Source organism: Sporofaciens sp. JLR.KK001, from assembly GCF_036941055.1.
In the GTDB taxonomy this organism is placed as follows: domain Bacteria; phylum Bacillota; class Clostridia; order Lachnospirales; family Lachnospiraceae; genus Sporofaciens.
Genome location: NZ_JAYMNO010000001.1, coordinates 2,706,434 through 2,730,409 on the forward strand (window position 1 = coordinate 2,706,434; position 23,976 = coordinate 2,730,409).

Genomic DNA, 23,976 nt, shown 5'->3' on the forward strand with positions numbered 1-23,976 from the left:
GCAGCAACCTTTTCTTTATTATACAGATGGCGTGGGTGTGAAAAGTAACAGATGCCGGTGAAATAAAATGGTTTGCAGAATTAAGACTTTACACTCCGGTCACTTATTGTTATAATAAAGGCATCACAGAAACAGAATTCTTGTGAAAGTGGGTGAATATATGTCAGATCAGGAGATGTTAAAGGTATCTGTCGAAGAATTTTCCAGATTGCAGGATTACATGGTAGAGTGCGAGAAGGATTCTATTGTCTACAAGAAGATGAAAAGGCGGTATATAGAATTGAAAGTCATTCTGGCGGCATCGGGGATCAATCTGACAGAGCTTGACATGATCAACGAATGATCGGTTTGTTATTCTGATAAAAGGAAGGAGTGGAAAGTATGGATATTGCTGCATTATCAACTGCTATGTCGATGCAACAATTGCATTTGAATGTAAGCTATGCCATGATGTCGAAGGTTATGGATACGATGGAGATGTCGACAGAGGCGATGGCTGAGATGATGGACGCGGCGGCGCAGATCTCAGGGGGAGCTGCGATACCGGGACTTGGAGAGAATATTGATATATTAGTATAAGCATATATGTACGTTAGGCAAAAGGAGTATATCTGAGCAGGGAATATTGTTCAGTTATGCTCCTTTTTTGATGTGTATGCTGTGAGCACTGTAGGTATGAGCAGTAATCAGGGCGCGAAAAATGTAAAAACTTGCGAACTCTTTTACTATATTCCGACTGTGAAATCTTGTACAATAGGTATGTAGGAAGAAAAGGGGAGGTATGGATGATGCGGGAAAAAGAATTATCTATCTGTATAGGGATTCATCATATAGCAACATTTTTGGGGATATGGGAAGGAATCTATTATCTGGCGAAGGGCAGGCAGAATCTTTTCAGAAGTTGCGTCATATTCTTGCTTACAACATTCCAGTCATGGGCAGGGCTTAAGATATTGGCAGATCTGCAAACCGGAAGATCAAGACTGGAAGAAAGCTACAGAAGCCTGGATAAATTGAAGGGTAACAGAGAAAAGAAACGAGGCTTCCTGTGGGGGCTGGTCTTGTCTTCGGCGGTATTCAAGGTGGTGCCGGTGCGCCTGTTAGGGCAGTAATGAAAAATCAAGCATAACCAGCCGGCGTGCCGCATAGATTACTATAAAATCCATGAATGGCGTTTCTATGAGAGCGAAAAGACAGAATCAGAGACAGGATGAAGAAAGTCATTCTTTCCGAAATAAAATTGCAGAGTTATCAGAGCTTCCCAAGGACGTGGCGCTTGGCATGCCTGTACTTACCGTCACCGGCCAGATGGAGCTGTGCCTGGAGAACTACAGAGGGATCTTAGAGTACACAGATTCTCTGGTGCGGATCCAGACGAAGACGGGGCAGATCCGCATCATCGGCCAACGGCTGCAGGTCGTATATTATACCAATGACGAGATGAAGGTGAACGGACATATAAAATCTATCGAATACCAGAATTGAAGGGGGTACCATATTGCTGTTAAAGATTATCCGATATGTCAAAGGATATATCCGGATCCGGATCACAGGATATTCTACGGAGAGATTCTTAAATGCATGCAGTCATAGGGGGATCATATTGTGGGGACTTGAGCCAAAAGGACGGGCCTATGAGATGAATATCTCAATCCCGGGCTTCCGTAAATTAAAACCGATCATCAGGAAGACAGGAACAAAAGTGAGCATTGTAGAGCGGTTCGGTCTTCCTTTTTTTTTACACAAATACCGCAAACGGAAGATGTTCTTCGCAGGAGCGCTGTTATTTGCCGCATTGATCTTCCTGATGTCCAGATACATATGGAATATTGATATCAGGGGCAATCTGACTTATACGGATGAGACTCTGCTTAAGTTCCTTAAGACCTGCGAGGTGGAAAATGGGATGCGGGTCTCGGAGGTGGATTGTGCAAGGATCGTTAAGGATATCCGCAAGGAATATGACGATATTATCTGGGTTTCGGCGTCGATTCAGGGAACCCGCCTGATCATTCAGGTGAAGGAGAATGAGGACACCATACCGGCCATGGACGAGGCGTCAGAGAATCCGGATCAGGAGAAACCGACAGACATTGTAGCCGACAGGGATTGCGTGATCACCAGGATCGTTCCGCGCAACGGGATTCCCATGGTCAGCGAGGGCGCCGAGGTCAAGACGGGAGACGTGCTGGTATCCGGCCAGGTTCCGGTGATGGATGACGCAGGTACCGTGATCGCCTACCAGTACCACGAGTCGGACGCCGATATCCAGGGGAGGACCGTGATAGAATACCAGGATGAGATGGATCTTGGTTATGAAGAAAAGGAATATTACTATGATAAGAAGACACATCTGCCTTTGGAGAAGAATGAATACTTTTTGAAGCTCGGGCGTTATACACTGGAATTCGGCAATATCCGGAATCAATACCGGGCATGGGAAATGTACGGATATGAGAAGCAGTTATGCATCGCCGAGAACTTCTACCTGCCCATATCTTATGGGAAAAAGACGGCCAGACCTTATGAATCCGGGGAGATAAAATATTCGAAAAAGGAGCTTCAACAGCGGCTGAGCAGAAAATTTCAGCAATATTGTAAAGATTTGGAGAAAAAAGGGGTAGAAATTATTGAGAATGATGTTAAAATATACACAGGGTCTCAAAAGGCCGAGGCAAAGGGGCGGCTCACAGTACAGATGCCGATCGGCAGGCAGGCTGAGTCCCGGTTACGGGAGATTCCGGTAACCGAAGAACAAGACGAGACAGGAGAATAGCGGATGGGATTAATGGAAGCAGTCATGAATATACCGGCAGAGCATGAGAGTAATGTGTTCGGCCAGTTTGATGCTTATGCTAAGAAGATAGAACGCACGCTTCATGTGACACTGATCGCTAGAGGCGAGAATATGAAGATCATGGGAGAGGCCGCGAACGTAGAGAAGGCGAAGAAGGTCTTAGAACAGCTCGTGGAGCTTTCCAGGAGAGGCAATACGATCCAGGAACAGAATGTGGATTACACGCTTGCCCTTGTGATGGAGGACAGCGAGGGAAGCGTACTGGAGATCGATTCGGATATTATCTGTAATACCCTGCAGGGTAAGCCGATCAAGCCTAAGACTCTGGGACAGAAGAAGTATGTGGATGCGATGCGTAAGAAGATGATTGTATTCGGCCTTGGCCCTGCCGGGACCGGGAAGACCTATCTTGCGATGGCTATGGCGATTACGGCATTCCGCAATAATGAGGTGGGGCGTATCATACTGACGCGTCCTGCCATCGAGGCAGGCGAGAAACTTGGATTTCTGCCGGGGGATCTGCAGAGCAAGATCGACCCGTATCTGAGGCCGCTTTATGATGCCCTGTACCAGATCATGGGTGCGGAGAGCTTTCTTAAGAATTCGGAGAAGGGGCTGATCGAGGTGGCGCCGCTGGCATATATGAGAGGACGGACGCTTGACAATGCATTTATCATACTGGATGAAGCGCAGAATACGACGCCGGCTCAGATGAAGATGTTCTTGACAAGAATCGGTTTTGGTTCTAAAGTAGCTGTTACGGGTGATATTACCCAGAAGGATCTTGCGCCGGGGCAGGTATCCGGTCTGGATATTGCCATTTCCGTCCTTAAGAATATTGATGATATCGGTATCTGCCATCTGACCAGCAAGGACGTGGTGCGTCATCCGCTGGTTCAGAAGATCGTGAAAGCATATGAAGATTACGAGAACCGTGAGAAAACGAAGAGCCATGACAGGAATGACAGATATAAGAAACGGCGGAATCGGCAGATATAGAGGGAGAAGGATATGACACTTTACTATGAGGAGGAAGGGGCTCTTTTGCTTCCGCTTGAAGGTCAGAAGACGGCGGAAGCGGTCATTGAGAGGGCGCTTGATGTGATAGGCTGTCCCTATGAGGCAGAGGTGAGCCTTCTGCTTACCATGGACGAACAGATACAGAAGATGAATACGGAATTCAGGGGGATAGAACGCTCTACGGATGTGCTGTCATTTCCGATGATCGACTATCCCGGACCCGGAGAGTTCGGATTCCTTGATGAGAGGGAGGACTGCTTTGACCCGGAATCGGGAGAGCTCTCACTGGGAGATATTGTGATATCCAAAGAGAAGGTAATCGCGCAGGCGCAGGAATACGGACATTCTGTGCTGAGAGAGTATGCGTTTCTGATCGTGCATTCCGTGCTGCACCTGACTGGATATGACCATATGGAAGAGGAAGAACGGCAGGAGATGGAGGCAATGCAGAGGAAGATCATGGAGAGCCTTTGTATCTTGCGCTGATATTTCCGGATAATATATTTTACGATAAGATGGAGTAATATATGGCGAAACGACGAAAAAAGAGAGATAAGAATTTCCTGTTACAGGGTTCTATTCTTGCGATCGCAGGAGTGATTACGAAGATTATCGGGGTTGTCTACAGGATCCCGCTTACGAATATTGTAGGTAACGAAGGGATGGGCTATTACAGTGTGGCTTTTTCGATCTATACGATCGCGTTGATGCTCACTTCTTACAGCCTTCCTCTCGCTGTGTCCAAATTAGTCTCTGCAAGGGTTGCGGTAGGGCAGTACAAGAATGCTTATAAGGTGTTCCGCTGTGCGATGATGTTTGCTTTCGCGGCAGGAGGACTGGTTGCTTTGGCGATCTTCCTGGGTGCAGACTTCATAGCGACGTCTGTAATGAAGATGGATATGAGCGTATATGCCTTGCGGGTACTGGCGCCCTGTATCCTGGTCGTTGCGATCCTTGGTGTTCTGAGAGGGTTCTTTCAGGGAAATGGTTCCATGATGCCGACGGCATTGTCCCAGGTCTTAGAACAGGTGGTCAATGCGGCGGCATCTATTATCGGGGCTTATCTGCTCTTGAATACAGGAAGAGACCTTGCCGAGACAAGGGGAGACGCGTCCTACGGTCCGGCGTATGCCGCGGCGGGAGGAACGGTGGGAACGGTTGCCGGGGCAGCATTCGCACTGATAACGGTAGTGTTCGTTTTTATCGTCTATCAGCGGGTGTTTAAGCGGAAGATGTGGAAGGACAGGAGCCGCAAGAAGGAGAGCTACAGCAGGATCTATCAGATCCTGTTCCTGACCATCGCGCCGGTCATATTGAGTGCGACGGTATATAATATCAGTGATTTTCTGGATACGGCGATATTTAACAATATTATGGCGGCCCAGGGCTATCAGAAGACCGAGTATGCCAGTTTCATGGGGATCTTTAACAGCCAGTATAATACGCTGGTTAACGTGCCGTTATCCGTATCAAGCGCGCTGGCGGCGTCTTTGATCCCAAGCCTTGTGACGACTGTGCAGACCGGAAGCAGGAAGCAGGTACATAACAAGATCAGCATGGTGACAAGATTCAATATGATGATTGCGATTCCTTGTGCCATGGGCTTTCTGATCCTTGCCAAACCAATTATGGATCTTCTGTTCTATGAAGGAGACAACCGGATGGCGGCGCTGATGCTGCAGTTAGGAGCGGTATCCGTGATATTCTTCTGTCTCTCTACCGTGACGAATTCTGTTCTCCAGGGGTTGGATGATATGATGACGCCGGTCAAGAATGCGGGGATCTCGCTTCTGATCCATACGCTGTCATTGTTCTTGATGCTGGTGGTCTTCAAATGGAACATCTATGCGGTGGTAATCAGCAAGATCGTTTTCTCCGGTGCAATCTGTATTCTGAACGCCCATGCACTCCGCGAGCGGATCGGATATGTGCAGGAGCGCAGGCAGACATTTATCATTCCCCTCCTTGCGTCGGGAATCATGGGAGCCGTGACGGTGGTTGTCCACCTGATTTTTGAATTATTTGCAGGGGAGAAGATTGCGACGGTGGTTGCGTTATTTGCCGCGGTATTCGTATATGGAGCGGCGCTGGTGCTCTTAGGCGGAGTTACGGAAGATGAGGTACGCAGTATGCCAAAGGGAAGGATGATTTTGTCTGTGTGCCATCGGCTGCACTTGTTCAGGAATTGAATTTTGAATGCATAAAATATAAAATATTTACCGATACTGTACTAAAAAAGGAGTTGTTCTTATGAGAACGAAGTATGGTATCGGTTTTTTTGCAGTAATGATCGTGGCGATGACGCTGATGGCGGGAGCTTATCAATTAAGCTTCAAGAAAGCACAGGAGCGTGCGGCTAAAGTAGAGATTGCCAGGGACACGGAGCCTAAGGAGCTGACGGTGACGGAACAGGAGCCTGTGACGATCGCGGCGGACGGCCAGGCATTGAAGGAGGATTGCTATTATCTGATGGAGGTCAACGGATATGTGGTCGTATATCTGAGTGATAAGAAGACCCCTTATGAGTACACGGATATCAAGTGTGACGGACTGCCTTCCGAGATGCAAAATGAGATCAGGAATGGGAAGTATATGGAGGATGCGAAGGCACTGTATGGATTCCTTGAGAATTACTCCAGTTAATGCGTTGAAACAAAAGTCCAGATGAGACCTCTCTGCTTGTGGTACCGGGTGCCGGACAGCTTGCAGAGGGGTATTTGTTTTTTGGCGGTGGACTTCTCGGCAAAGATAGTGTAAGATAAGATTTATGCGGACAGGCATAAGCATTTCAGGAAGGAAGAGGGCAATGAACGAACAGAAGATTGCAAGGATCAATGAATTGTATCATAAATCAAAGGCAGAAGGGCTGACAGAGGCAGAGCAAAAGGAGCAGCAGATCTTAAGGAGGGAGTATATTGACTCTTTCCGGCAGAATCTACGGAGCCAGTTGGATCAGATCTCCATTCAGGAGACGGACGGAAGCATTACGAATCTGGGTGAGAAATTTGGAAACAAAAAGGGAAATTAGACAATGGATTCGCCAAAAGCGGCGGGAGCTTGAAGAGGATGTGTGGCGCAATGCCAGCGGGGATATTGCGGCCGCGGTTGTCTCGCACCCCTGGTTTACTGGGGCAGAGGAGATCTATACATATGTGGATTACAACCGGGAGGCAGGGACGCGTAAGATCATTGAGACGGCTTTCGCACAGGGCAAGAATGTATGGGTACCCAAGGTGACGGGGAGGACCATGCATTTTTACCGTATTGAGAGTCTTAGCAAGCTTAGGCCGGGGACGTGTGGAATACCGGAACCGGCGGGCGACGGGCCGATGGACGGCAGCGGCGCGGGCTTGATGCTGATGCCGGGGGTAGCATTTGATGAAAAGTGTCATAGAGTCGGTTACGGGGGCGGATATTATGACCGGTATCTGGTGTCGCATCCGGGGCTGCGTAAGATGGCGCTGGCGTTTGAATTCCAGATCTTACGGTCGGTGCCGTACGAGGAATACGATATACGACCGGAGATCGTGATTACTGAGAAGAGAATGATAAGGAATTGTTGTGAAAGAGAGGGGGAATCGGATATGCCGACAGGACTGCCAAAGGATCCGATGCTTTTGCTGAGTGTTGTCAATACGAAGCTTCGGGATTATTATCCGGCATTGGATGCGTTGTGTGAAGATATGGGCGCGGACAGGGATGAGATCATAGATACGCTTCGGGAAATTGGATATGAGTATGACGAGGGGAGAAAGCAATTTGTATAATGAATTTGGGTTAGATAATATAGATATTAATTTGGAGCCGCCCACAGAGGAACCGGCCAGGCAATACTATTTCATAGCAAAATGCCGGGAGTGGATAAAAGACTTTGAACAAAAAAAAGGGCGCGTTCCCACAGCCTGTGTCACCACATTTGGCTGTCCGAAAGTGTGAGTAAACAGGAATTAGAAATCTATTGATAAATACAAGGCTTTTCCTGGAAAGGAAAAGTTCTATGGAAGGGTTAAAAATTGATGTTGTGGGGCGCAATTATCCGTATTCAGAATGTAGCGCTTGCCACAAAGTAGCAAACAAAAAATCAGTTGTAGAAGGCGCGGATCTTCGGATAGGAACCTTGTATCATATCCACATTGGATCATCAACAAATTTTCTTTGCCAGAATTGTCTTGAAAAGCTGGCTGGAATATTGAACGATTTTTCTTGTTCGGGAAATGGGGTGGCACAATGGGGAGCGTAAATTTTCAGATAGAAGGCGAATTTGTTTGTGATCTGGCCCGTGTTTGGTTTTGGGACGAAGGCCGCGAATATTCAAAGTGCGAAGAACTTCTTCTTTCGTGCCTTGTGACGGATCAAATTACCCTGGAAGAAAAGAAGAAGATTGTCGTCGAAATCCTGGAAGGGCGGAAGAAACTTGTCGGCGTGAACAGTTTGTCACTTGTGGACGATGGCGCCAGAATCCGGCCGCTGACTGATAAAATCGAAGAATACCGGAAGAATGAAATCATTCGCAAAATTGAAGAAGACATTCAGCGCCGGCCGCTGGCATATCTGGATCCGTATTCATGCGATCAGGATCCGGCAGATTTTGAACCGATTAGCGATGATTTGAACTATGACGACAGAAAAGAGATCCGGGAGATATACGGGAAATATTTAACGCCGTATGAAGATTTAAGGTTGTGGGCCTATTCTTCGGATAGTTATTTTTATGGCCGGCGCCTTCTTCCTGGCTTTTGGAGCGCGGAAGATCGCCCGTATCTGGATCAGGGGCTTTATTTAATCGAACGGCCGCGTCTGGTTTTTGAACTGATCGGCGGCCCGGTAAAGGACACTGACAAATTGATGTTATTGCTTGGGGACTTCCTTCAAGCGCTTGTCGATAAAAAAGGAGTGAATCAGGCCGCCGCCCTGGAAATCATTCACCGGAACAAAAAATTTGCCGCGGCCCAGGAAGAAAAGCGGTGCCGGATTCCGAAGCCGGAAGAAAAAGAGTTGGCCGAAGACGAATTGAACAAAAGGACGGATCCCGATGATTTTCTTTCCGAATACGGCTTGATTGATCCTTCCGGGAATTATTACAGTTGCAAGTTCGCCGGTCATCATGCGAAGGCGTTCCACATTATCGCAAAAAGAGAAGGCAAGAATCCCGACATATACCCCGGCGATTTCGACAAGGCGCTTGACATATTATATTCTGAAAACTGGGCTATTATCAGGAATCCAGATCCGCGCGGTTCCGTCTTCTTCGATTTTAGGGGAGATCGGCGGCCGACAAAGAAACAGATTGACGCCGCATTTACGCATATAATCAAATTTAACGAACCGACGCTTCCGGGAATCGAAAAGTATCTTGAAGATTAAGGTGCCAGACGAAAATACAACAGAATGGAGAATGTACAATGTACTTTAAATATTTAAAAGACGCTATGGAATACGCTGAAAAATATAGAAAAGGAATGAAAAATGTCTTCCGATATGACAATGTAGTGAAAATGTTTTATATTAGTCCGATTTAATGGGGGGTGTGCAGTATGACAATAAAAGATAGTGTAATAGCGGCATACCGGCGCGGAGAAATAAGAACCGACAGCGACTTATTCGATCTTGCCGATTCTCTCAAAATATCAACAAAGGCAGTTAGTAAAATTGTCTTTCAGGAAATGGCGGCTGGGACAGCTTGCGCCGGGTGTAAAAATATAGGATCAAGATTCTTTAATTCGCCGGCGTTTCCGTGTTCGATATGCACACGCCGCGACACGGAATTAAAAGATATGTTTGAAGCTGAATAATTAAAACGGGCGGCCGGCTGGCCGCCCTGGTTATTTCTTCCGATGTTCACACGTGGCAAGCTGGCCGCCGCATATCGGACACACTTCTTTTTCACAATCGGCATGATGAAAGCGGCCGAAGCTGACGCCGCAAGCCGCACACGCCGCGACTTTCTTCCCTTCGTATGGATCCCCAGGATCACCGACTTTCACACGGCGATAGTTTTTTCCTTTATAGCTGATTGTTCGGATCCGACAGCTTACCGTTTTCCCGATGGTATAACCACACGCGCGGCATTTCGGAAGTTCCGCCGGCGCCGAATATACAAATTCATGTTCAAGCCCATTCACGAACCGGATCTTCTGGACGCGGCCGTCCAGGGCGACGATCTGATCGACAACCTGATCGACAAAATCTTTTAATATTTCATTATCCAGGTCAAGGCACATTTGAATATAATCAATGTGCTTTTTTGAAACTATCCGCTGGGCAACAAGGAAGGCGGACGCTTTCTTGATGAATGACAGATCCGCCAGGTCGGAGCCGTCGCCGGATTCCGTGATTTCTGAAATCTGGCCTTCAATATCGCGGATCTTCTTTGTAAGTTCCTTTTTCTTTTTTGAAAATTCTTCTTTTGTCAAGGCTTCGGAATCATAAAGATATAGTTCAGTAAGCCTTGAAATGGCGTTCTGGCACTTCTCACGTTCTTTTTCCAGGATAGAACGGCGTTCTGCGATAGAAATATCGTCTTCGCCTTCTGCAAGCCCTAAATCGGGCAAATAGGCGCCCTTCCCCAGTCCGCTATATGCCAGGGCCGAAAAAGTCGCTTTAAGGCTTGATTCCGTCAATCTGGCGCCGTTGTATTCATCGCCTTTTAGAAGGGCCGCTTCCAGCTTTTCAAGGGAATCAATCTTTTTGTTTTTAAATTCCTTCTGAACACGCGCCAGGTTAGCAACATAGTTAAAAATAAAAGGGCCGATATATAAATCGCTTACAATCTTTTTATTCTCACAATCAAGCATTTTCGCCCGGCGGCCGCACCGATAATTTGAAGGCCGGAATCCGTTTTCCCTAGCCCGATCCTTTGTCGCTATCATGCCGGAGCCGCACACGGCGCAAATTATTTTTCCGGCGAAAACGTGAGTGTGTACCGTTTCCCGTATTTCTGACACGTCGCGCGAAGTTCCGTTTTCGTCCATGATTCTATTACACCGGTCAAATTGTTCCTTGTCAATGATTGCCGGGTGATTATTTTCCCTGATGATCCATTCGCTTTCAGGCTTCAAGGGGCCGCGGCCGGATTCCCGGAGATTATAGCGGTATGTCCCTATATAGAAAGGGTTCCTGATTATGTCATGGACTAATTTTGAAGACCACATTCCGCCGCGCTTCGATTTCACGTGATTGTTATTCAAGTACCGCGTCACTTGCAAGGCCGAACGTGTCTTTTCGTATTCATCGAAAATAAATTGAACAATTTTCACTTCTTCGGGATCTGGTTCAGGATATTTCGTTTCATCATTCCAGCGGAAGCCGATCGGCATACGGGCGCCGTTCCACAATCCATTTTCCGCCCGGTCAAGCATGATCCCGGTGACACGTTCCGACGTCATGTTCCTTTCAAGTTCTGCGAAAATTAAAATGATCTTCAACATAGCTTCGCCGATGGCGGTTGAAGTGTCGAATTGTTCATTCATAGAAATAAAAGTGACGCGGTGATCCTTTAATTCCTCATACATGGCCGCGAAATCCAGAAGGTTCCTTGAAATTCTGTCAACCTTCCAAACGATGATATGTGAAAATTCGCCGGCCCGGACGCGGTTCATCATATCTTGAAAATGCGGCCGATCGGTATTCTTCGCCGAATAGCCGTCGTCCTCGAATATCTGGAAGGCGTCTATTCCCATAAGTTTACAATATTCTTTTAGCTTCTTCCGCTGGAATGGAAGACTGTCTTTGTCTACCTGGTAACGTGTAGACACGCGGACGTATAACGCCGCCTTCTTTTTCGTCCATAGCCGGACGGGCTTATTTCTTTTTGATCTCAAAATGTCCCCTTTCTCCAGGCAGACCAGAAAAAAGGGCGCAAAAAAGAAAGCCCGTTGATTTTTACGGCTTTCAATGATATAATAGGATTGCTTATTTCCAATATCAGAAGCCGCTTGTCGGTTGCCTGGTATTAAATCCGGTTGGCGTTTGCAGACGTCGGCCGGATTTTTATTTTGTTTTCAACGTCGCGGAATCACTACTTCAAGATTCTCTTTCCTGAATGTGTGCGTTTCGCCGTTCTTTAATTTCTCATAAGCGGCCAGGATAAACGGGACACATTCGCCAGAAGGCTTTTCAGTTAAACAAACAGCCGTCTTTGACGGGCATTTATCGGAGTATTCACACATGATTCATTCCCCGGCTTCGACATCGCCGTTATCTGTATAAACGATATAACTTTGAATCGGCGTTCCTGAATATAACAACTTCGCGTCGTGTTCTTCACCTTCCACATAATCATATTCCGAAACCATGAGCCAGCCGCCGATCATGTTGATCCGCGCCGTGATATTCCGGCCCAGGTTCACGATTCCGTGAATTTCGTCTTCTGACTTTATATATTCCTGATAGTATGAAAAAATATAGTCCTGAATTTCCACGTCTTCGGAAATGACAGCCAGCCGCCAGTTTCCCGTCACGTCATTATTCACATTGTCATAAAAAACAATATGAAGATCTGAAATATCCTTGTCGCTGACGCCGATTATTTCTTCACCGGTTCGATGTTCAACTTCTGGCGCCGCCGCTTCTTCTGATTCAGTTCCGTCCGCCACTTCCGCCGCCTTTTCCGGTTCCGATGATTCCGCCGCCGTTTCTTCCTGGACTTTTTGTTCTGATTCTTCCGGCTTCTTTTCTTCCGGCTTCATAATGAAATAAATGCACACGGCAATAATTAACAATAAAATAATGGCGATCATACTTCTTCCCTTTTTACTTTTCATAGCGTCCTTTCTATCAACCTTTTTTCGATGGCGATTTTATAAATATGTTTACATGGTTTATGTGTCCTTTTAAATTCTTCACACTGGCACATTCCCAGGTTACACCAGTACACGGCCGGATCGCTGGCGCCGCGGATCCGCGCAAGGCCCTTTTCTTCGTCCTGATACTGGATAGAAAACGATTCTTCGGACGCCTGGCGCCGGCGCTCTATTTGTTCCGGTTCCCGATGAACGCTTTCGTCCCAGCGGTAAAACGGCCGGACGTTTTCTTTCTTCTTCCGTTCCCATTTCAAATAGATTCTGATTTTCCAGGCCCACACGCCGAAGAAAAGCGCCAGGGCCACAATTAAGATTTTCATTCTTTCCCCCTTTCTGAATAGTTCAGGTAAGATTTTCCAGTGACTATATAATATAACTTGCGCCCGGCCCTGGAAAGGTGGCGATACTATGGAAAAACATTATATTTATTATCACCGAAGGAAAGTCTTCGCGTTGTGTTATGCGTCTTACAGAAAAATATACTACAATTTGAATTTTGAAGGAAAAACCAAACTATATCTTTTAATCTGGTAGATTGAAACACGCGGTCGGGCGTATTTTAACGCCTAACCGGTTTTCGTTCCTTCATCGGGCTTCTTTGCCGGCGGAAATTGCTTTTCCAGGTCGCCGGGCGTCCTGGGCGCTTCCGCTATGTAGTCAATGCTTTCTTCTGAATCAATCACACGATAGAAGAAATCACGAACCTTTTCCCGTTGTGCTGGGGCAAGTTTCAAATATTCATATACCAGATTGAAACTAAAATCGTCAAGGTCAAATTCCTTCTTTAATTGTTCCATAGTGCCGGAAGGCGTTTTTGAAAACATTTCCCCGGCGCCGGTTCGGAGCCAATCTTCCGATACACTAAACTTTTGACATATATCTAATATTGTCCTATCGGAAGGATTTCGCTTTCCGACTTCGATCAAAGAAATAGAATTTCGTTTTAAATTTAACATTTCCGCAAAGTCTGATTGACTTAACTTCAATGTTTCACGAAGTTCTTTGATTCTTCCGTTCATTGGATCACCTTCTTTCTGACATTATCATAACGCCTAAATGCTTACTTGTCAACAAAAATATTTTGATTATTTTTGAAAAAGTGTTGACAAGTAATATTTTCAGTGCTATTATATGCTTACAAGTTAGCAATGACTTGTTGACAAACCAAAAGAAAGGGGGCCTTTGAATGGCTGACAAAATGGCTATAAAGGAAGCGAATGTCACAACCGTAAATGAAGCGGACAGAACATTCATTCGTTCCTTGATGTCACTTTCCCCTGAAAAGAAGATTCTTGTCAAGGGAATCTTGATCGGAATGGATTTACAGGAGAAGCCGGCAACCGTCGCGGCCCGATAGTCACGGGCCGGACGTTGAAAATACAGCCCAGGAAACCGACTGCAATCGGGCGGCTGATTTTGGAAATAAGCGCACATTGAAAACTGAATAGTGAAAATGTAACTGGAAATAAGCAAAAAAGGAAGAAAGGAAAATGAATAAAAATAGTTATCGAATCCACGACACTACTATTTATTATCGGAACAATACCGTAAAGGCACCGAAGAACGCTGATTCCTGGCGGTTCAAATATCCACATTTCGGAACGCTTCACCGGTTGTTCAATATGCTTCGCGCTGAAGGATTCACGATTGAAAACGACGCCGAAGTCGCAAAGTGTATCAGGGACGATTATTACATAGGCCGCCGCGGCGATCTGGAACTTTACGCGCACCGTTACCCGGCCGGGTTTGAAATCATGTTCTTTCAGAATATCGTCATAGAGAACCGGAACGGCGGAAGGTATGATTTCGATAAATTTCAGAAAATGCCCTATATGATCCGCCTTCGGTTTATAAAGTACCGGGATAAGATCATCGCCCTTCTGAAATCCGTTGAAGAACTGGAAGACGACACGAAACAAAGTCCGCGGCTTGCGGAAGAATGGATCAAGGCCAGATATGCGGAAGAATGGCATCACGAACAGACGGACACAAATTTTCTTCTGTCTGACCTGGACGGCCAGACGCAACCGGAATATAACGGCCGCGATCGGGAAGGGCTGACGCTTCACAATGGCGATATAAAGTATTTCAGGGCTTGGAACGGCCGCATTTACCGCGGCCGCGTCTATCACAATATCAATAATATGTGGTGGGTTATCGTTGACCGGTTCACGGTTAAAAACGTGGCGTCGTTTGAATTATTCGACTTGAAGCCGGAAGACAACCGGCGGCGCCAGGCCCGGCCGCGGATCCCGGAAGCGTACCAGAAGCGGCGCCAGGCAATCGAAGACACGAAGACAAAGGAACTTATGAACGAACTTCGCCGGCGCGGCGTGAAAGTAGGGTGAAACATGGAAAAAATAAAAATGGTTGAATTTTTGGGCGAAATGGTTCCGGCTGAATTATGCACGATTGACCGGGAAGGCGGCGCTGATGATTTCGACGGTTGCGGTTGTTGCTTTAATGATCCTACCGGAGCCGAAGGCGGTTGTGAAAATTGCGTTGTAAACCGGTTATTTCGCGAATATGCACGATTAACCGGCCAGGCGCCGCCGGCAGAAAAGAAAGAAGGTTCTGACGGCCAGGAACCGGAAGTTGAAAACTTCATCGTCAATTATAGCGATGGCACACAACGGATCATTGACAAGGGCTTCTTCTGCGAAATCAAGGAAGAAGAAAACGGAGAAAGCGTCTTGTCCTTCATCATGGCGAATTGTGCCGGCCGCGATCTGGAAACGATCGTTCTTGGTTGCGTCCAGTTGGGCGTTAAGCTGGGAATGATTTAATGGGGGGGTGACAAATGGATTTAGAACATAGATCAATCGAACGGATCAAAATGGCTAGTGAGATAGCACTTGCACATTACGGAAAACCGATTGTATGTACTTATTCAGGCGGAAAGGATTCTGACGTAATGCTTGAACTATTCAGGCGAAGCGGCGTTCCTTTTGAAGTACATAACAGCCACACGACAGTTGACGCGCCGCATACGGTTTACCATATCCGCGATAGATTCAAAAAATTAGAAAATCAGGGGATAAAATGCGAAATCGAACTTCCACCGGTCAATAAATCGGATCCCCAAAAACGGCGCTTTACTATGTGGAGTTTAATTGTAAAGAAGAAATTTCCGCCGACGCGGTTAAAAAGATATTGTTGTTCAATTTTGAAAGAAGGTTCTTGCCGCGAAAGAATGATTGCAACGGGCGTTAGATGGAAGGAAAGTAACGCCAGGGCTTCGCGCGGCGAATATGAGATTTTAGGAAAGACAAAAGCTGATCGAATTACAATCACCGACGCGGAAATGACCGGAAAGGAAGAAGAAAAAGAATATCAACAAATAGCTATCCCTGGCCTGGAAGAAGAAGTCGGCGAAATAATGCTGATGAATGATAACAGTAAAAGACGGAAATTTATTGAACGTTGTGTATTAAAGGCAAAAACCGTCTGCAATCCCATTATTGAATGGGACGAACGCGAAATATGGGATTTCCTGGAATCCGAAAAGATTCAAACGAATCCCCTTTATAAAATGGGATTTTCCCGTGTGGGTTGTATTGGTTGCCCTATGGCGGACAAAGGGCGGTATTTTGAATTTGAAGTATTCCCGACTTACAAAATAGCGTATATTCACGCCTTCGATAAAATGTTAGAAGCTATGAGGGCAAGCGGAAATAAAAAGCCGCGCTGGAAGAATGGAGAAGAAGTCTTCGCGTGGTGGATGGAAGACGCAACAATCCCAGGTCAAATAGAAATGGAAGATTATATCGCTGGGATCGAATAAAGAGAAAGAAAGGAAATAAGCACATGAAAGAACACAAATTTGTAAAAGAAACGCCGGTCGTTATCTACGACAAAGACGGGTTCCCGTCTATGATGTTGAAACTTGAAAACACGGCGCCGTCGAAGGAAGAAGCGGATCCGATTTTCATTGTAAAGGGCCAGGAATACGATTCCGTTTATCTTTCCCGTTTCGTCAATTCCATTATGGACGGCCACGCGGTAAGCCTTCCCTTTATGAATCCGGCCGTTTCCCTGGATATGGACGAAATGATCGCCGCTTGCAAGGCGAAGGGCGAAAAGTGGCACTTGCTGACTATCCGTGAATGGCGGTACATAATTGACCGGGCGATCGAAGGGCTTCACGGGAATACTTCTTTCGGAAGTTCCCACAAAGACGCCAGCGAACGCGGAATCAAGGGGAATTATGGCCTGACGCTGACCGGTTCCGGCCCGGCGTCCTGGTTCCATAATGGCGACAAGGAAACCGGGATCGCCGATGTTGTCGGCCTTGTCTGGAAGGCTGTCTCCGGCCTTCGCTTGAAAAATGGCGTCCTGGAATACATGAAGGACAATGACGCCGCGGCGCCTGACGCTGATTTGTCGGCGGATAGCAAGGAATTTTTACAGATTATGATTGACGGCCTTCCGGTAAGAATCGGATCCGACGGCGACGGTTTGAAGATTACCACAGACGAAGTATCGGAATATGACTGGGGCGAAAGACGGAATGTCGAAGTTGACCTTGTAAACGTGCCGGAGATTTTGAAGGATTTAGGGATCGTCACTGACAACATGGAAGAAAGCCGCGAATGGCTGGCCGCGGATCCTGAACTGGAAGAATGTGTCTGTTACGTGGGCGCCAGCTTCTACTACACGTCGAACTCTGGGCCTTCCGCGTTGGCTTTGCTCAACGTCCGGTCGTACGTGGACACGGACATCGGCTTCTTTTCCGCTTTATTGGGGGAACCTGTGATCCGATAACTGTAAATCTGTATATCCGCCCGATAGGGCGGCTAATAGGCCCAGGAAGGGCCGGAAAGGTGGAACCATGAGAAAAGCAACGAACCGCACTTCCTACAAGGAAGTATGCGCCTTATACGAAGCCACGGGGCGCACTGACTACCGCTTGCAGACGGTCAATGATATTAAAGTCATTCACGGCTTCGACATTCTGGAAACAACCGGCTATGAAGATTTGACGGAAGAACAGAAGGAAACCTTCGTCGCCTATGTCCTGAAACACTTGAACAGTGTCGGCATGAACACAAGAATTACAATGTTTCCGTATTCCGTCCACTATGTACGGGAAATCAGTCTTTTAAGCGCCGAAACATGGTGTGAAGAAGATCAAAGAAATTACCGCGAAGAACTGGGCCGGGAATATCTGATTGTGAAGGCGAACGGCAAAACGAAAAAGTGGAAAAAATTCTTCTACGAAGAAGGAACTGAAAACAAAGTTGATTCCAGGCGCGAAACGGAATTTCTTCGCGTCGATTGGAAGTACGGAACCGGCCGCGAATGGTTCCACGTTTCAAAGGAATTAAGCTATTACTAGAAAGGCGGTGAAGCGATGAAAGAGAGCCAGAACACGGCCAGCAAGGCGGAGCGCCTGAAAGATATTCTGAAAGGCTTCGGAATAAAGACAGCTAAAGACCTTGACGAAGCGTTGTCCGGCGCCCTGGGCGCTATGACGATCGGCATTATGACAGAAAGACCGGTTCAGAAAAATTCGGCATAATAAAAGCGGCGCAACGTGGAAAGATTGGAACCCTGACACGTTGCGCCTAAACGGCCACGCGCGAAAAGCGCCGAAGCCTTTAATAATATTAAGGGCTGGAAAGGAAAATGTCAATAGGGGAATACGAGAAAAGACACCCATTTTATAGCGATGGAATAACAAAAGTGACGGATCCGTTCTGGCGGTCGGTCTGTAAGAAATGCGGACACGTGTTTCTTGCTTGCCTGGCGACTTCCAGTTGTCCGGTATGCGGAAGCAACGAAGCGGATCGGCGCCTGGGCGACATTCCCTTCGATCAAGTTGTGGCCGAACGTGGTTTTCCGATTAAATCCGATTAAATCAGAGAATATCAGAGTTAATCAGAGTTTATCAGAATAAATCAGAGTTTAACAGGGTTAGAAAGGCGGTGAATCTTGAATCGGTTAGGTTTTATTATTCTTTCGATTCTTCGCCAGGAAGGAGCCACGAACAAACTTTCGTCTATGACGGTTCGTGAAATCGCTTCGGCGGAAGAATTTGGAATAAAAGAAAACACAATATTTAAAAAAATAAAGGACTTTGAACAATCCGGCTATATATGCCGCGGTCTGAAAGAGGGCCGCGCCGCCACATTTTACATAACGCCGGAAGGTTGCGAATGTCTGGAAAGGGAAAAACAATGAAAAATAAAATTGCTTTTGTGGCAGTCGGCCAGGCCGGCGGCAACATTGGAAGACTTTTTGAACAGAAGGGCTTTTCCGTCCTTTACGTGAACACGTCCCAGGAAGATCTTGACACGCTGGATCACGCGAAGTTCAAACACCATATCACGGGCGGCGAAGGTTGCAATAAGGACAGAAGGAAGGCGAAACAGCTTGTCGTCGATGATTTCGACAATATCGCCGCGGAAATCGAATCAAAGATCAAGGCCGGCATGATTTTTGTTATCTTCGCCAGCGGCGGCGGAACCGGTTCGGGCGCTGGGCCGATGTTGTCGGATCTGTTAATCGACGAAGGAAAAACGATCGGCATGATTACGATTCTTCCGGCGCCTGATGAAAGCCCGAAGTCACATATAAATTCTTACGAATGTTTTTCGGAACTGACGGAGATTTCCGGGACGGGCGCTTGTTTTATCCTTGACAATGCGAACGGGGAAAAGCTGAACTTAAATTCCGGCTTCGTGGAAGCCTTCACGGCGTTTCTTGAAATCCCGTCGAAACATAAGAGCGTAAAGGGGAATATCGACAAGGCAGAAATCGAAGAAACATTGAAAGCGCATGGAATGGCCGTTGTCGTGCGCCAGAAGGCCCAGGACAGCGCCGGAGTGATTCAGGCTATAAAAGATAACGCCTTCGCGCCCCTGGAAGCCGATCGGGCCGTTAAATACATTACCGCGTCAATGGCCGGGAATGTAAGCATGGCAGACATTGAAAAGGCAATCGGGACGCCGCTTGACAACTTCCAGACGTTCAACGATGAAGAAACGATTTGTTGTGTGTCCGGGCTTTCATATCCTCAAACGCGGCTTGATGAAATCTATAACAAGGTATCTGAAAACAAGGACACGATCAAGAAAAATCTGGCGGCAACACACGAAACCAGAATGAAAAACGATGTGAATTTCCTTTCGGAATCAGAGCCGCCGAAGAAAAAGAGCGAAGCGCCGAAGCCCAAAACAAGGCGCGATATTATGAGCAAATATTTGTAGATTGGCGGTGATTCTATTGTCTGAAATTAGCTGGATAAAACTTCGGATTGATATGTTCGACGATGAAAAAATCAAGATCATTCAGTCCATGCCGGAAGGCGACGCGCTTCTTGTTATCTGGATCCGCCTGATCGCCCTGGCCGGCAAATGCAACGCGAACGGCCTTGTCCTGGTTGAAGACGAATTTCCGTATAGCGACGAAATGTTATCCGTTATTTTCGGGAAACCATTATCAACGGTTAGACTTGCATTAAAAACCTTTGAAAAATTCCGCATGGTAGAAACTACGCAAAAGGGAATCTACATAACGAATTTTGAGAAACACCAGAACGTCGAAGGAATGGATCGGATCCGGGAACAAAACCGGATCCGAAAACAGCGCGAACGGGAACGGAAAAAGGCGCTTCGCCTGGAAGAATCGAAGGTTCCGTCCCTTCCTGATTTTGGCGGTGACGGTTCACGCGACGTCACACAAACGTCACGTGACACTTCACGCGAAGTCACGGAACAGAGAGAAGATAAAGAGATAGAGAAAGAAATAAATAATATATCTTCTAGCGAAGATATTGTCGGCGAAGCGCCGCCGGCCGCCCTTCCTGAACAGAAGGCGGAACGCCTGGTTTATAACCTGATTATGGACGATTATAACAAGACGTGCGCTGATTTGCCTAAAATACGGGCTATTTCAGACGCCAGGAAAAGAAGCGTCCGGGCGCTTCTGAATGAACTTGAAAATCTGAAATTTTTCCCTGGCTTCACGCCGTATGAGAAATTACACCAGATTTTCACAATGGCCCAGGAAAGCGATTTTCTGTCCGGCAGAAATAAAAAATGGGACGGTTGTTCGTTTGATTGGCTGATGAATAAATCTAACGCCTTGAAGGTGCTTGAAGGAAATTATAAAAACAAGGGGGGCTTCGATGGACACGACACAAGAATTACACAACCTGGATATAACAGCCCTGACGCGGCAGAGGTTGGAAACACTACGTCGGACGCGCTTGAACGGTTCCGGCGAAACAACGGCGGAGCCGGTCTATAAATGCCCGAAATGCCGTGATACTGGCTGGGAAGAAGTCAAGGGCGAAAACGATTATACTTTTATGCGCGAATGTTCGTGTGGCTTGTTGCAACGTCAAAAAATGGATCGGAAATTAAAGTTTGCGGCTATTCCGAAGGAATTTCAGAATCAGACAGTCGAAAGTTTTATGACGGATTGTTATTCTACGCCGCAAAATAGAGAACTGGCGCAAATGGCAAAGATTATCGCGAAAAGGTATGTCGAACAATTCGAGGAAATCCAGGAAACCGGAAAAGGGTTGTATTTTTATTCTTCCGTCAAAGGTTCAGGAAAGACGCGGCTTGCCGTTTCAATCGCAAACGATCTAATACGCCAGAAAATGATTTCCGCGAAGTTTGCGACTACGCTTCAAATTCTGGATCAGATAAAAGCAACCTGGGGAGAAATTAAAAAGGCCGGCCCGGAAGAAGGCGGATCGGAACAACAGCTTGTCAATGACATTATTTCCGTTCCCGTCCTGATTATTGATGATATAGGCGCCGAGAATGTGAAAGACTGGGTAAACGAGAGATTTTATAATATCCTGAATGGCCGCATGATAGAGAAACGCATAACAATTTTTACTTCAAATTGCCGGATTGAAGACTTGAAACTTGACGAAAGAATCGTCAATCGAATTATAAAAATGGCATTACCGATAGAGTTCCCGGCCGAATCTATCCGGGTATCGCTTGCCAGAAAGGAGAATAGCGATCTTCTGGATCGCTTGCTGGGTAAATGATTATTGCAGTAGATTTTGACGGGGTTATTATCCCGGCCGGGTGCTGGCCCGGAGTTGGAGAAGTGAACACGGCGTTGATCGAATGGCTGAAAGAACTTCGTGAAGCTGGAAACAAATTGATTTTGTGGACGAATCGCGTTGACGAAGCGCTGGATCTGGCCGTTTCGCTTTGTGCAGAACACGGACTTTATTTCGACGCGGTGAACGACAATCTTCCAGAAATCACGGAATACTTCGGTTCAAATAGCCGGAAAGTGTACGCGAATGTATATATCGACGATCGCGCCGTATGTATCAGGCATGAAAAGGGGGTTGAAGCAATCAATGAACGAATCGCAAAACAAAGTTATTGATAAAATCGAAAAACTGTTAGCGCTGGCCGGTTCCGATAATGAGAACGAAGCGAAATCCGCTATGATGAAGGCCCGTGAACTTATGGCAAAGTATGAAATCAAGCGCGAACAGCTTCGCGAAGGCCAGGAGGAAGAACGGGCGATCGTTCACTATACTTCGCCGCCGTTCCGCGATGATTGGTGTAAAATGATTGCTTCTGTAATTGCGGATAATTTTAGAAGCCGCGTGATTTCAAGTTCGCGGCGCGGTTCCGGCGGCGCTTACCGTCTGAAATTTTTCGGATATGATGAAGACGCGGAAATATGTATCAATATTTTCAACTATGCCGTGAAGGTTATCAGGAACCGCTTCGCCACGTTACGCGCTATCTATGCAGACGCCGGCCGCGAATTTGGAAGAAATGAAAAAATGAATTATGTCGAGGGATTTTGTTATGGCCTGGAAAGAAATTTTGAAGATCAAAAGGCGCAAAGTGAATCTTTCGCCCTGGCGTTGATTGTTCCGCCGGCCGTGTGTGAATACGTTGATAATATTCCGGGGCTTACAGAATCCGCCGGCCGGAAATATGAATCAAACAAGGAACACGCGCTTCTTCGGAAGACTGGCTATATTGACGGAAAGAATTTTCAGAACGCCGGCGACAAAGAAAGAATCGCAAACTAAAAAACGGGAAGGTGGTTGAATGAACTTTGATAAATGCAAGGAAAAGTATTTCGTCATTGTGGAAGGCGAAGAACGCGCGACAATCCGTGAATCCCTGGCGGCGGCGGAGAAGAAAAGAAAAAAGCTGGCGAAATATAGCCAGGGAAAGAAGATATTTATTTTCAAGGCGACGGAAAGAAACTGAATCCCAGGATAAGAAAATTTATAAAATGCTTGAATCCCTGGATTTTAATTTCGGCGGCAAAACCTATAAAGTGGGCGAAGCCGGATTGATGTTCGCTTATGAAATAGGCATGGAGCGCGGACAGATATACGTTATAGCACTTACGGAAAACTTCGGGACAATTATATTCTACATACCGGAAGAAGCGGAAGAGAGGATAAAAGGGCGCGTTCAGGAATTACCGTATTCATTGAATGATTATTTGTTTTTCTTAATTGAATTTAAGGATTTTGAAGCAACCTTGAAGCCGTTCAGAATAGGTGGCTTGTCAATAAATGACGCGGCCGCCGCCCTGGGACAATTAAGTTCTTTCGGAATAGCCGCCCAGGACGCGGCCGGATCCCTGGCTGATTTTGCCGCGGCATACAGAGAGAAGGCCCAGGAGCCGGCACCGGTTCCGAATAACTGGCTGAAAATACACGGCTTCCCTATGCGGAGAAAAGGAAAGGGGAAAAGAAAAAGTGAACAAATGGATCGGAAGCGGAAAAATAACAGAAGAACCGGTTATCAGATATGACGGCGATAAAGCGTCTTTTGTTGCGTTTACCATGATGTGTAAAAGGAACCGGAGAATAAAAGAAGGCGATCAACCGGTAGATTTTATTGATTGTGTGTGCGTCGGACAGAACGCGAAGCTGGCCCAGGATTTTCTTCGCAAGGGAAAGAAAATTGAAGTATGCGGCCCGTTGCAATCCGGCAGTTATACAGCAAAAGACGGACGGAAGGTTTACACGAAGACGGTATTTGTTGAAGATTTGTCCTTTGCGGAATCGAAACTTGAAGAAGAAGCGCGTCTTCTGGCGAAGAAAGACGAGAGACCGCCGAAATACGGTTCCGACTTTATGGAGATTCCCGACAATGACGACGGCTTACCGTTTCAATAGGGGGCGCGGCTATGAATCAGAATGATATAAAATACAATGCTTCCGGCTATCGTGACAAAGTGGCGGAAACAGCAATCAGGAAGGCAGACCGAACGCCGCCGGAAATAACGGAACTTGTTGACGTGATTAAAAAGATTTCTGGCGCCTATGGCTATGATGTGGAAGGCCGGATTGCGTTCAGGTGTAAGAAAACAAATATGATTTACAAGTGAGGTCTGAAA

35 protein-coding genes and 1 pseudogene are annotated in these 23,976 nt (G+C 46.7%); 32 read left to right on the top strand and 4 right to left on the bottom strand.

Features of this window, described 5'->3' with window-relative positions; all coding sequences use genetic code 11:
* Positions 1-160: 160 nt before the first annotated feature.
* From VSQ62_RS13875 to VSQ62_RS13945, 15 genes and pseudogenes are all read left to right on the top strand, one after another.
* Positions 161-343 carry a hypothetical protein gene (locus VSQ62_RS13875; protein ID WP_334635465.1) on the top strand — a complete coding sequence of 61 codons (183 nt, stop codon included), beginning with the start codon at positions 161-163 and terminating at the stop codon, positions 341-343.
* A gap of 38 nt (positions 344-381) precedes the next feature.
* A complete protein-coding gene (locus VSQ62_RS13880; RefSeq protein WP_334635466.1) occupies positions 382-579 on the top strand; it encodes a YjfB family protein in 198 nt (65 codons plus the stop codon).
* Positions 580-785: 206 nt separating this feature from the next.
* The gene (locus tag VSQ62_RS13885) at positions 786-1,112 is read left to right on the top strand and encodes a hypothetical protein (protein WP_334635467.1); all 327 of its coding nucleotides are present in this window, start codon (positions 786-788) and stop codon (positions 1,110-1,112) included.
* A gap of 67 nt (positions 1,113-1,179) precedes the next feature.
* Positions 1,180-1,485 carry a sporulation protein YqfC gene (gene yqfC, locus VSQ62_RS13890; protein WP_334635468.1) on the top strand — a complete coding sequence of 102 codons (306 nt, stop codon included), beginning with the start codon at positions 1,180-1,182 and terminating at the stop codon, positions 1,483-1,485.
* A 13-nt stretch (positions 1,486-1,498) separates the two neighbouring features.
* Positions 1,499-2,776: a sporulation protein YqfD gene (locus VSQ62_RS13895; RefSeq protein ID WP_334635469.1), complete on the top strand. Its 1,278-nt coding sequence runs from the start codon at positions 1,499-1,501 to the stop codon at positions 2,774-2,776.
* A gap of 3 nt (positions 2,777-2,779) precedes the next feature.
* Positions 2,780-3,796, top strand: coding sequence for a PhoH family protein (locus VSQ62_RS13900; protein WP_334635470.1), 1,017 nt, complete (start codon positions 2,780-2,782; stop codon positions 3,794-3,796).
* 12 nt (positions 3,797-3,808) lie between these two features.
* A complete protein-coding gene (gene ybeY, locus VSQ62_RS13905) occupies positions 3,809-4,303 on the top strand; it encodes an rRNA maturation RNase YbeY (RefSeq protein WP_334635471.1) in 495 nt (164 codons plus the stop codon).
* Positions 4,304-4,344: 41 nt separating this feature from the next.
* On the top strand, positions 4,345-6,006 hold the full coding sequence (locus tag VSQ62_RS13910; protein WP_334635472.1) for a putative polysaccharide biosynthesis protein: 1,662 nt from the start codon (positions 4,345-4,347) through the stop codon (positions 6,004-6,006).
* 61 nt (positions 6,007-6,067) lie between these two features.
* On the top strand, positions 6,068-6,460 hold the full coding sequence (locus VSQ62_RS13915) for a hypothetical protein (RefSeq protein WP_334635473.1): 393 nt from the start codon (positions 6,068-6,070) through the stop codon (positions 6,458-6,460).
* A gap of 163 nt (positions 6,461-6,623) precedes the next feature.
* On the top strand, positions 6,624-6,845 hold the full coding sequence (locus VSQ62_RS13920) for a DUF896 domain-containing protein (protein ID WP_334635474.1): 222 nt from the start codon (positions 6,624-6,626) through the stop codon (positions 6,843-6,845).
* Between the two features lie 40 nt (positions 6,846-6,885).
* A pseudogene (locus VSQ62_RS13925) lies at positions 6,886-7,296 on the top strand (5-formyltetrahydrofolate cyclo-ligase); the annotation flags it as partial.
* A 105-nt stretch (positions 7,297-7,401) separates the two neighbouring features.
* A complete protein-coding gene (locus VSQ62_RS13930) occupies positions 7,402-7,584 on the top strand; it encodes a DUF4250 domain-containing protein (RefSeq protein ID WP_334637662.1) in 183 nt (60 codons plus the stop codon).
* Positions 7,585-7,814: 230 nt separating this feature from the next.
* Positions 7,815-8,057: a hypothetical protein gene (locus VSQ62_RS13935; protein ID WP_334635475.1), complete on the top strand. Its 243-nt coding sequence runs from the start codon at positions 7,815-7,817 to the stop codon at positions 8,055-8,057.
* The gene (locus tag VSQ62_RS13940) at positions 8,045-9,181 is read left to right on the top strand and encodes a hypothetical protein (RefSeq protein ID WP_334635476.1); all 1,137 of its coding nucleotides are present in this window, start codon (positions 8,045-8,047) and stop codon (positions 9,179-9,181) included. Before VSQ62_RS13935 ends, VSQ62_RS13940 begins: the two co-directional genes overlap by 13 nt.
* A 170-nt stretch (positions 9,182-9,351) precedes the next feature.
* Positions 9,352-9,609, top strand: coding sequence for a hypothetical protein (locus VSQ62_RS13945; protein WP_016301231.1), 258 nt, complete (start codon positions 9,352-9,354; stop codon positions 9,607-9,609).
* A gap of 30 nt (positions 9,610-9,639) precedes the next feature.
* Here the strand turns inward: VSQ62_RS13945 and VSQ62_RS13950 are convergent, their stop codons facing one another.
* The 4 genes from VSQ62_RS13950 to VSQ62_RS13965 form a co-directional block, all read right to left on the bottom strand.
* Positions 9,640-11,637, bottom strand: coding sequence for a recombinase family protein (locus VSQ62_RS13950; protein WP_022741254.1), 1,998 nt, complete (start codon positions 11,635-11,637; stop codon positions 9,640-9,642).
* Between the two features lie 351 nt (positions 11,638-11,988).
* On the bottom strand, positions 11,989-12,579 hold the full coding sequence (locus VSQ62_RS13955; RefSeq protein ID WP_016301233.1) for a hypothetical protein: 591 nt from the start codon (positions 12,577-12,579) through the stop codon (positions 11,989-11,991).
* The gene (locus VSQ62_RS13960) at positions 12,576-12,938 is read right to left on the bottom strand and encodes an SWIM zinc finger family protein (RefSeq protein ID WP_016301234.1); all 363 of its coding nucleotides are present in this window, start codon (positions 12,936-12,938) and stop codon (positions 12,576-12,578) included. Before VSQ62_RS13960 ends, VSQ62_RS13955 begins: the two co-directional genes overlap by 4 nt.
* 246 nt (positions 12,939-13,184) lie before the next feature.
* Positions 13,185-13,637, bottom strand: a complete 453-nt coding sequence (locus VSQ62_RS13965) for a helix-turn-helix domain-containing protein (RefSeq protein WP_016301235.1) — start codon at positions 13,635-13,637, stop codon at positions 13,185-13,187.
* 167 nt (positions 13,638-13,804) lie between these two features.
* Here VSQ62_RS13965 and VSQ62_RS13970 point away from each other — a divergent pair, with 167 nt between their 5' ends.
* The 17 genes from VSQ62_RS13970 (at position 13,805) to VSQ62_RS14050 (ending at position 23,967) form a co-directional block, all read left to right on the top strand.
* Positions 13,805-13,975, top strand: a complete 171-nt coding sequence (locus VSQ62_RS13970; protein ID WP_016301236.1) for a hypothetical protein — start codon at positions 13,805-13,807, stop codon at positions 13,973-13,975.
* 133 nt (positions 13,976-14,108) lie between these two features.
* A complete protein-coding gene (locus VSQ62_RS13975; RefSeq protein WP_016301237.1) occupies positions 14,109-14,966 on the top strand; it encodes a hypothetical protein in 858 nt (285 codons plus the stop codon).
* Positions 14,967-14,969: 3 nt separating this feature from the next.
* Positions 14,970-15,404, top strand: coding sequence for a hypothetical protein (locus tag VSQ62_RS13980; RefSeq protein ID WP_334635477.1), 435 nt, complete (start codon positions 14,970-14,972; stop codon positions 15,402-15,404).
* Positions 15,405-15,418: 14 nt separating this feature from the next.
* Complete coding sequence (locus tag VSQ62_RS13985) at positions 15,419-16,402, top strand: phosphoadenosine phosphosulfate reductase family protein (RefSeq protein WP_334635478.1); 984 nt, start codon at positions 15,419-15,421, stop codon at positions 16,400-16,402.
* Positions 16,403-16,425: 23 nt separating this feature from the next.
* A complete protein-coding gene (locus VSQ62_RS13990) occupies positions 16,426-17,382 on the top strand; it encodes a hypothetical protein (protein ID WP_334635479.1) in 957 nt (318 codons plus the stop codon).
* 67 nt (positions 17,383-17,449) lie between these two features.
* Positions 17,450-17,956: a hypothetical protein gene (locus VSQ62_RS13995; protein WP_016301240.1), complete on the top strand. Its 507-nt coding sequence runs from the start codon at positions 17,450-17,452 to the stop codon at positions 17,954-17,956.
* A 15-nt stretch (positions 17,957-17,971) separates the two neighbouring features.
* Positions 17,972-18,139, top strand: a complete 168-nt coding sequence (locus VSQ62_RS14000) for a hypothetical protein (RefSeq protein ID WP_160260773.1) — start codon at positions 17,972-17,974, stop codon at positions 18,137-18,139.
* 413 nt (positions 18,140-18,552) lie between these two features.
* Entirely contained in the window at positions 18,553-18,801 is a 249-nt protein-coding gene (locus VSQ62_RS14005) for a LexA family transcriptional regulator (protein WP_016301243.1), read from the top strand.
* On the top strand, positions 18,798-19,829 hold the full coding sequence (locus VSQ62_RS14010; RefSeq protein ID WP_016301244.1) for an FtsZ/tubulin family protein: 1,032 nt from the start codon (positions 18,798-18,800) through the stop codon (positions 19,827-19,829). Before VSQ62_RS14005 ends, VSQ62_RS14010 begins: the two co-directional genes overlap by 4 nt.
* Positions 19,830-19,845: 16 nt before the next feature.
* On the top strand, positions 19,846-20,871 hold the full coding sequence (locus VSQ62_RS14015; protein ID WP_022741258.1) for a phage replisome organizer N-terminal domain-containing protein: 1,026 nt from the start codon (positions 19,846-19,848) through the stop codon (positions 20,869-20,871).
* Positions 20,807-21,631 (top strand): ATP-binding protein, encoded by an 825-nt coding sequence (locus VSQ62_RS14020; RefSeq protein WP_334635480.1) that lies wholly within the window; start codon positions 20,807-20,809, stop codon positions 21,629-21,631. Before VSQ62_RS14015 ends, VSQ62_RS14020 begins: the two co-directional genes overlap by 65 nt.
* On the top strand, positions 21,628-21,984 hold the full coding sequence (locus tag VSQ62_RS14025; protein ID WP_051149615.1) for an HAD family hydrolase: 357 nt from the start codon (positions 21,628-21,630) through the stop codon (positions 21,982-21,984). The genes VSQ62_RS14020 and VSQ62_RS14025 overlap by 4 nt, the downstream gene beginning before the upstream one ends.
* Positions 21,956-22,648 carry a DUF2786 domain-containing protein gene (locus tag VSQ62_RS14030; protein ID WP_016301248.1) on the top strand — a complete coding sequence of 231 codons (693 nt, stop codon included), beginning with the start codon at positions 21,956-21,958 and terminating at the stop codon, positions 22,646-22,648. Before VSQ62_RS14025 ends, VSQ62_RS14030 begins: the two co-directional genes overlap by 29 nt.
* A gap of 19 nt (positions 22,649-22,667) precedes the next feature.
* Positions 22,668-22,832: a hypothetical protein gene (locus VSQ62_RS14035; protein WP_016301249.1), complete on the top strand. Its 165-nt coding sequence runs from the start codon at positions 22,668-22,670 to the stop codon at positions 22,830-22,832.
* 25 nt (positions 22,833-22,857) lie between these two features.
* Positions 22,858-23,388: a hypothetical protein gene (locus VSQ62_RS14040; RefSeq protein ID WP_334635481.1), complete on the top strand. Its 531-nt coding sequence runs from the start codon at positions 22,858-22,860 to the stop codon at positions 23,386-23,388.
* On the top strand, positions 23,333-23,755 hold the full coding sequence (locus VSQ62_RS14045) for a single-stranded DNA-binding protein (RefSeq protein WP_334635482.1): 423 nt from the start codon (positions 23,333-23,335) through the stop codon (positions 23,753-23,755). Before VSQ62_RS14040 ends, VSQ62_RS14045 begins: the two co-directional genes overlap by 56 nt.
* A gap of 11 nt (positions 23,756-23,766) precedes the next feature.
* Positions 23,767-23,967, top strand: a complete 201-nt coding sequence (locus tag VSQ62_RS14050; RefSeq protein WP_016301252.1) for a hypothetical protein — start codon at positions 23,767-23,769, stop codon at positions 23,965-23,967.
* The last annotated feature ends 9 nt before the right edge of the window (positions 23,968-23,976 follow it).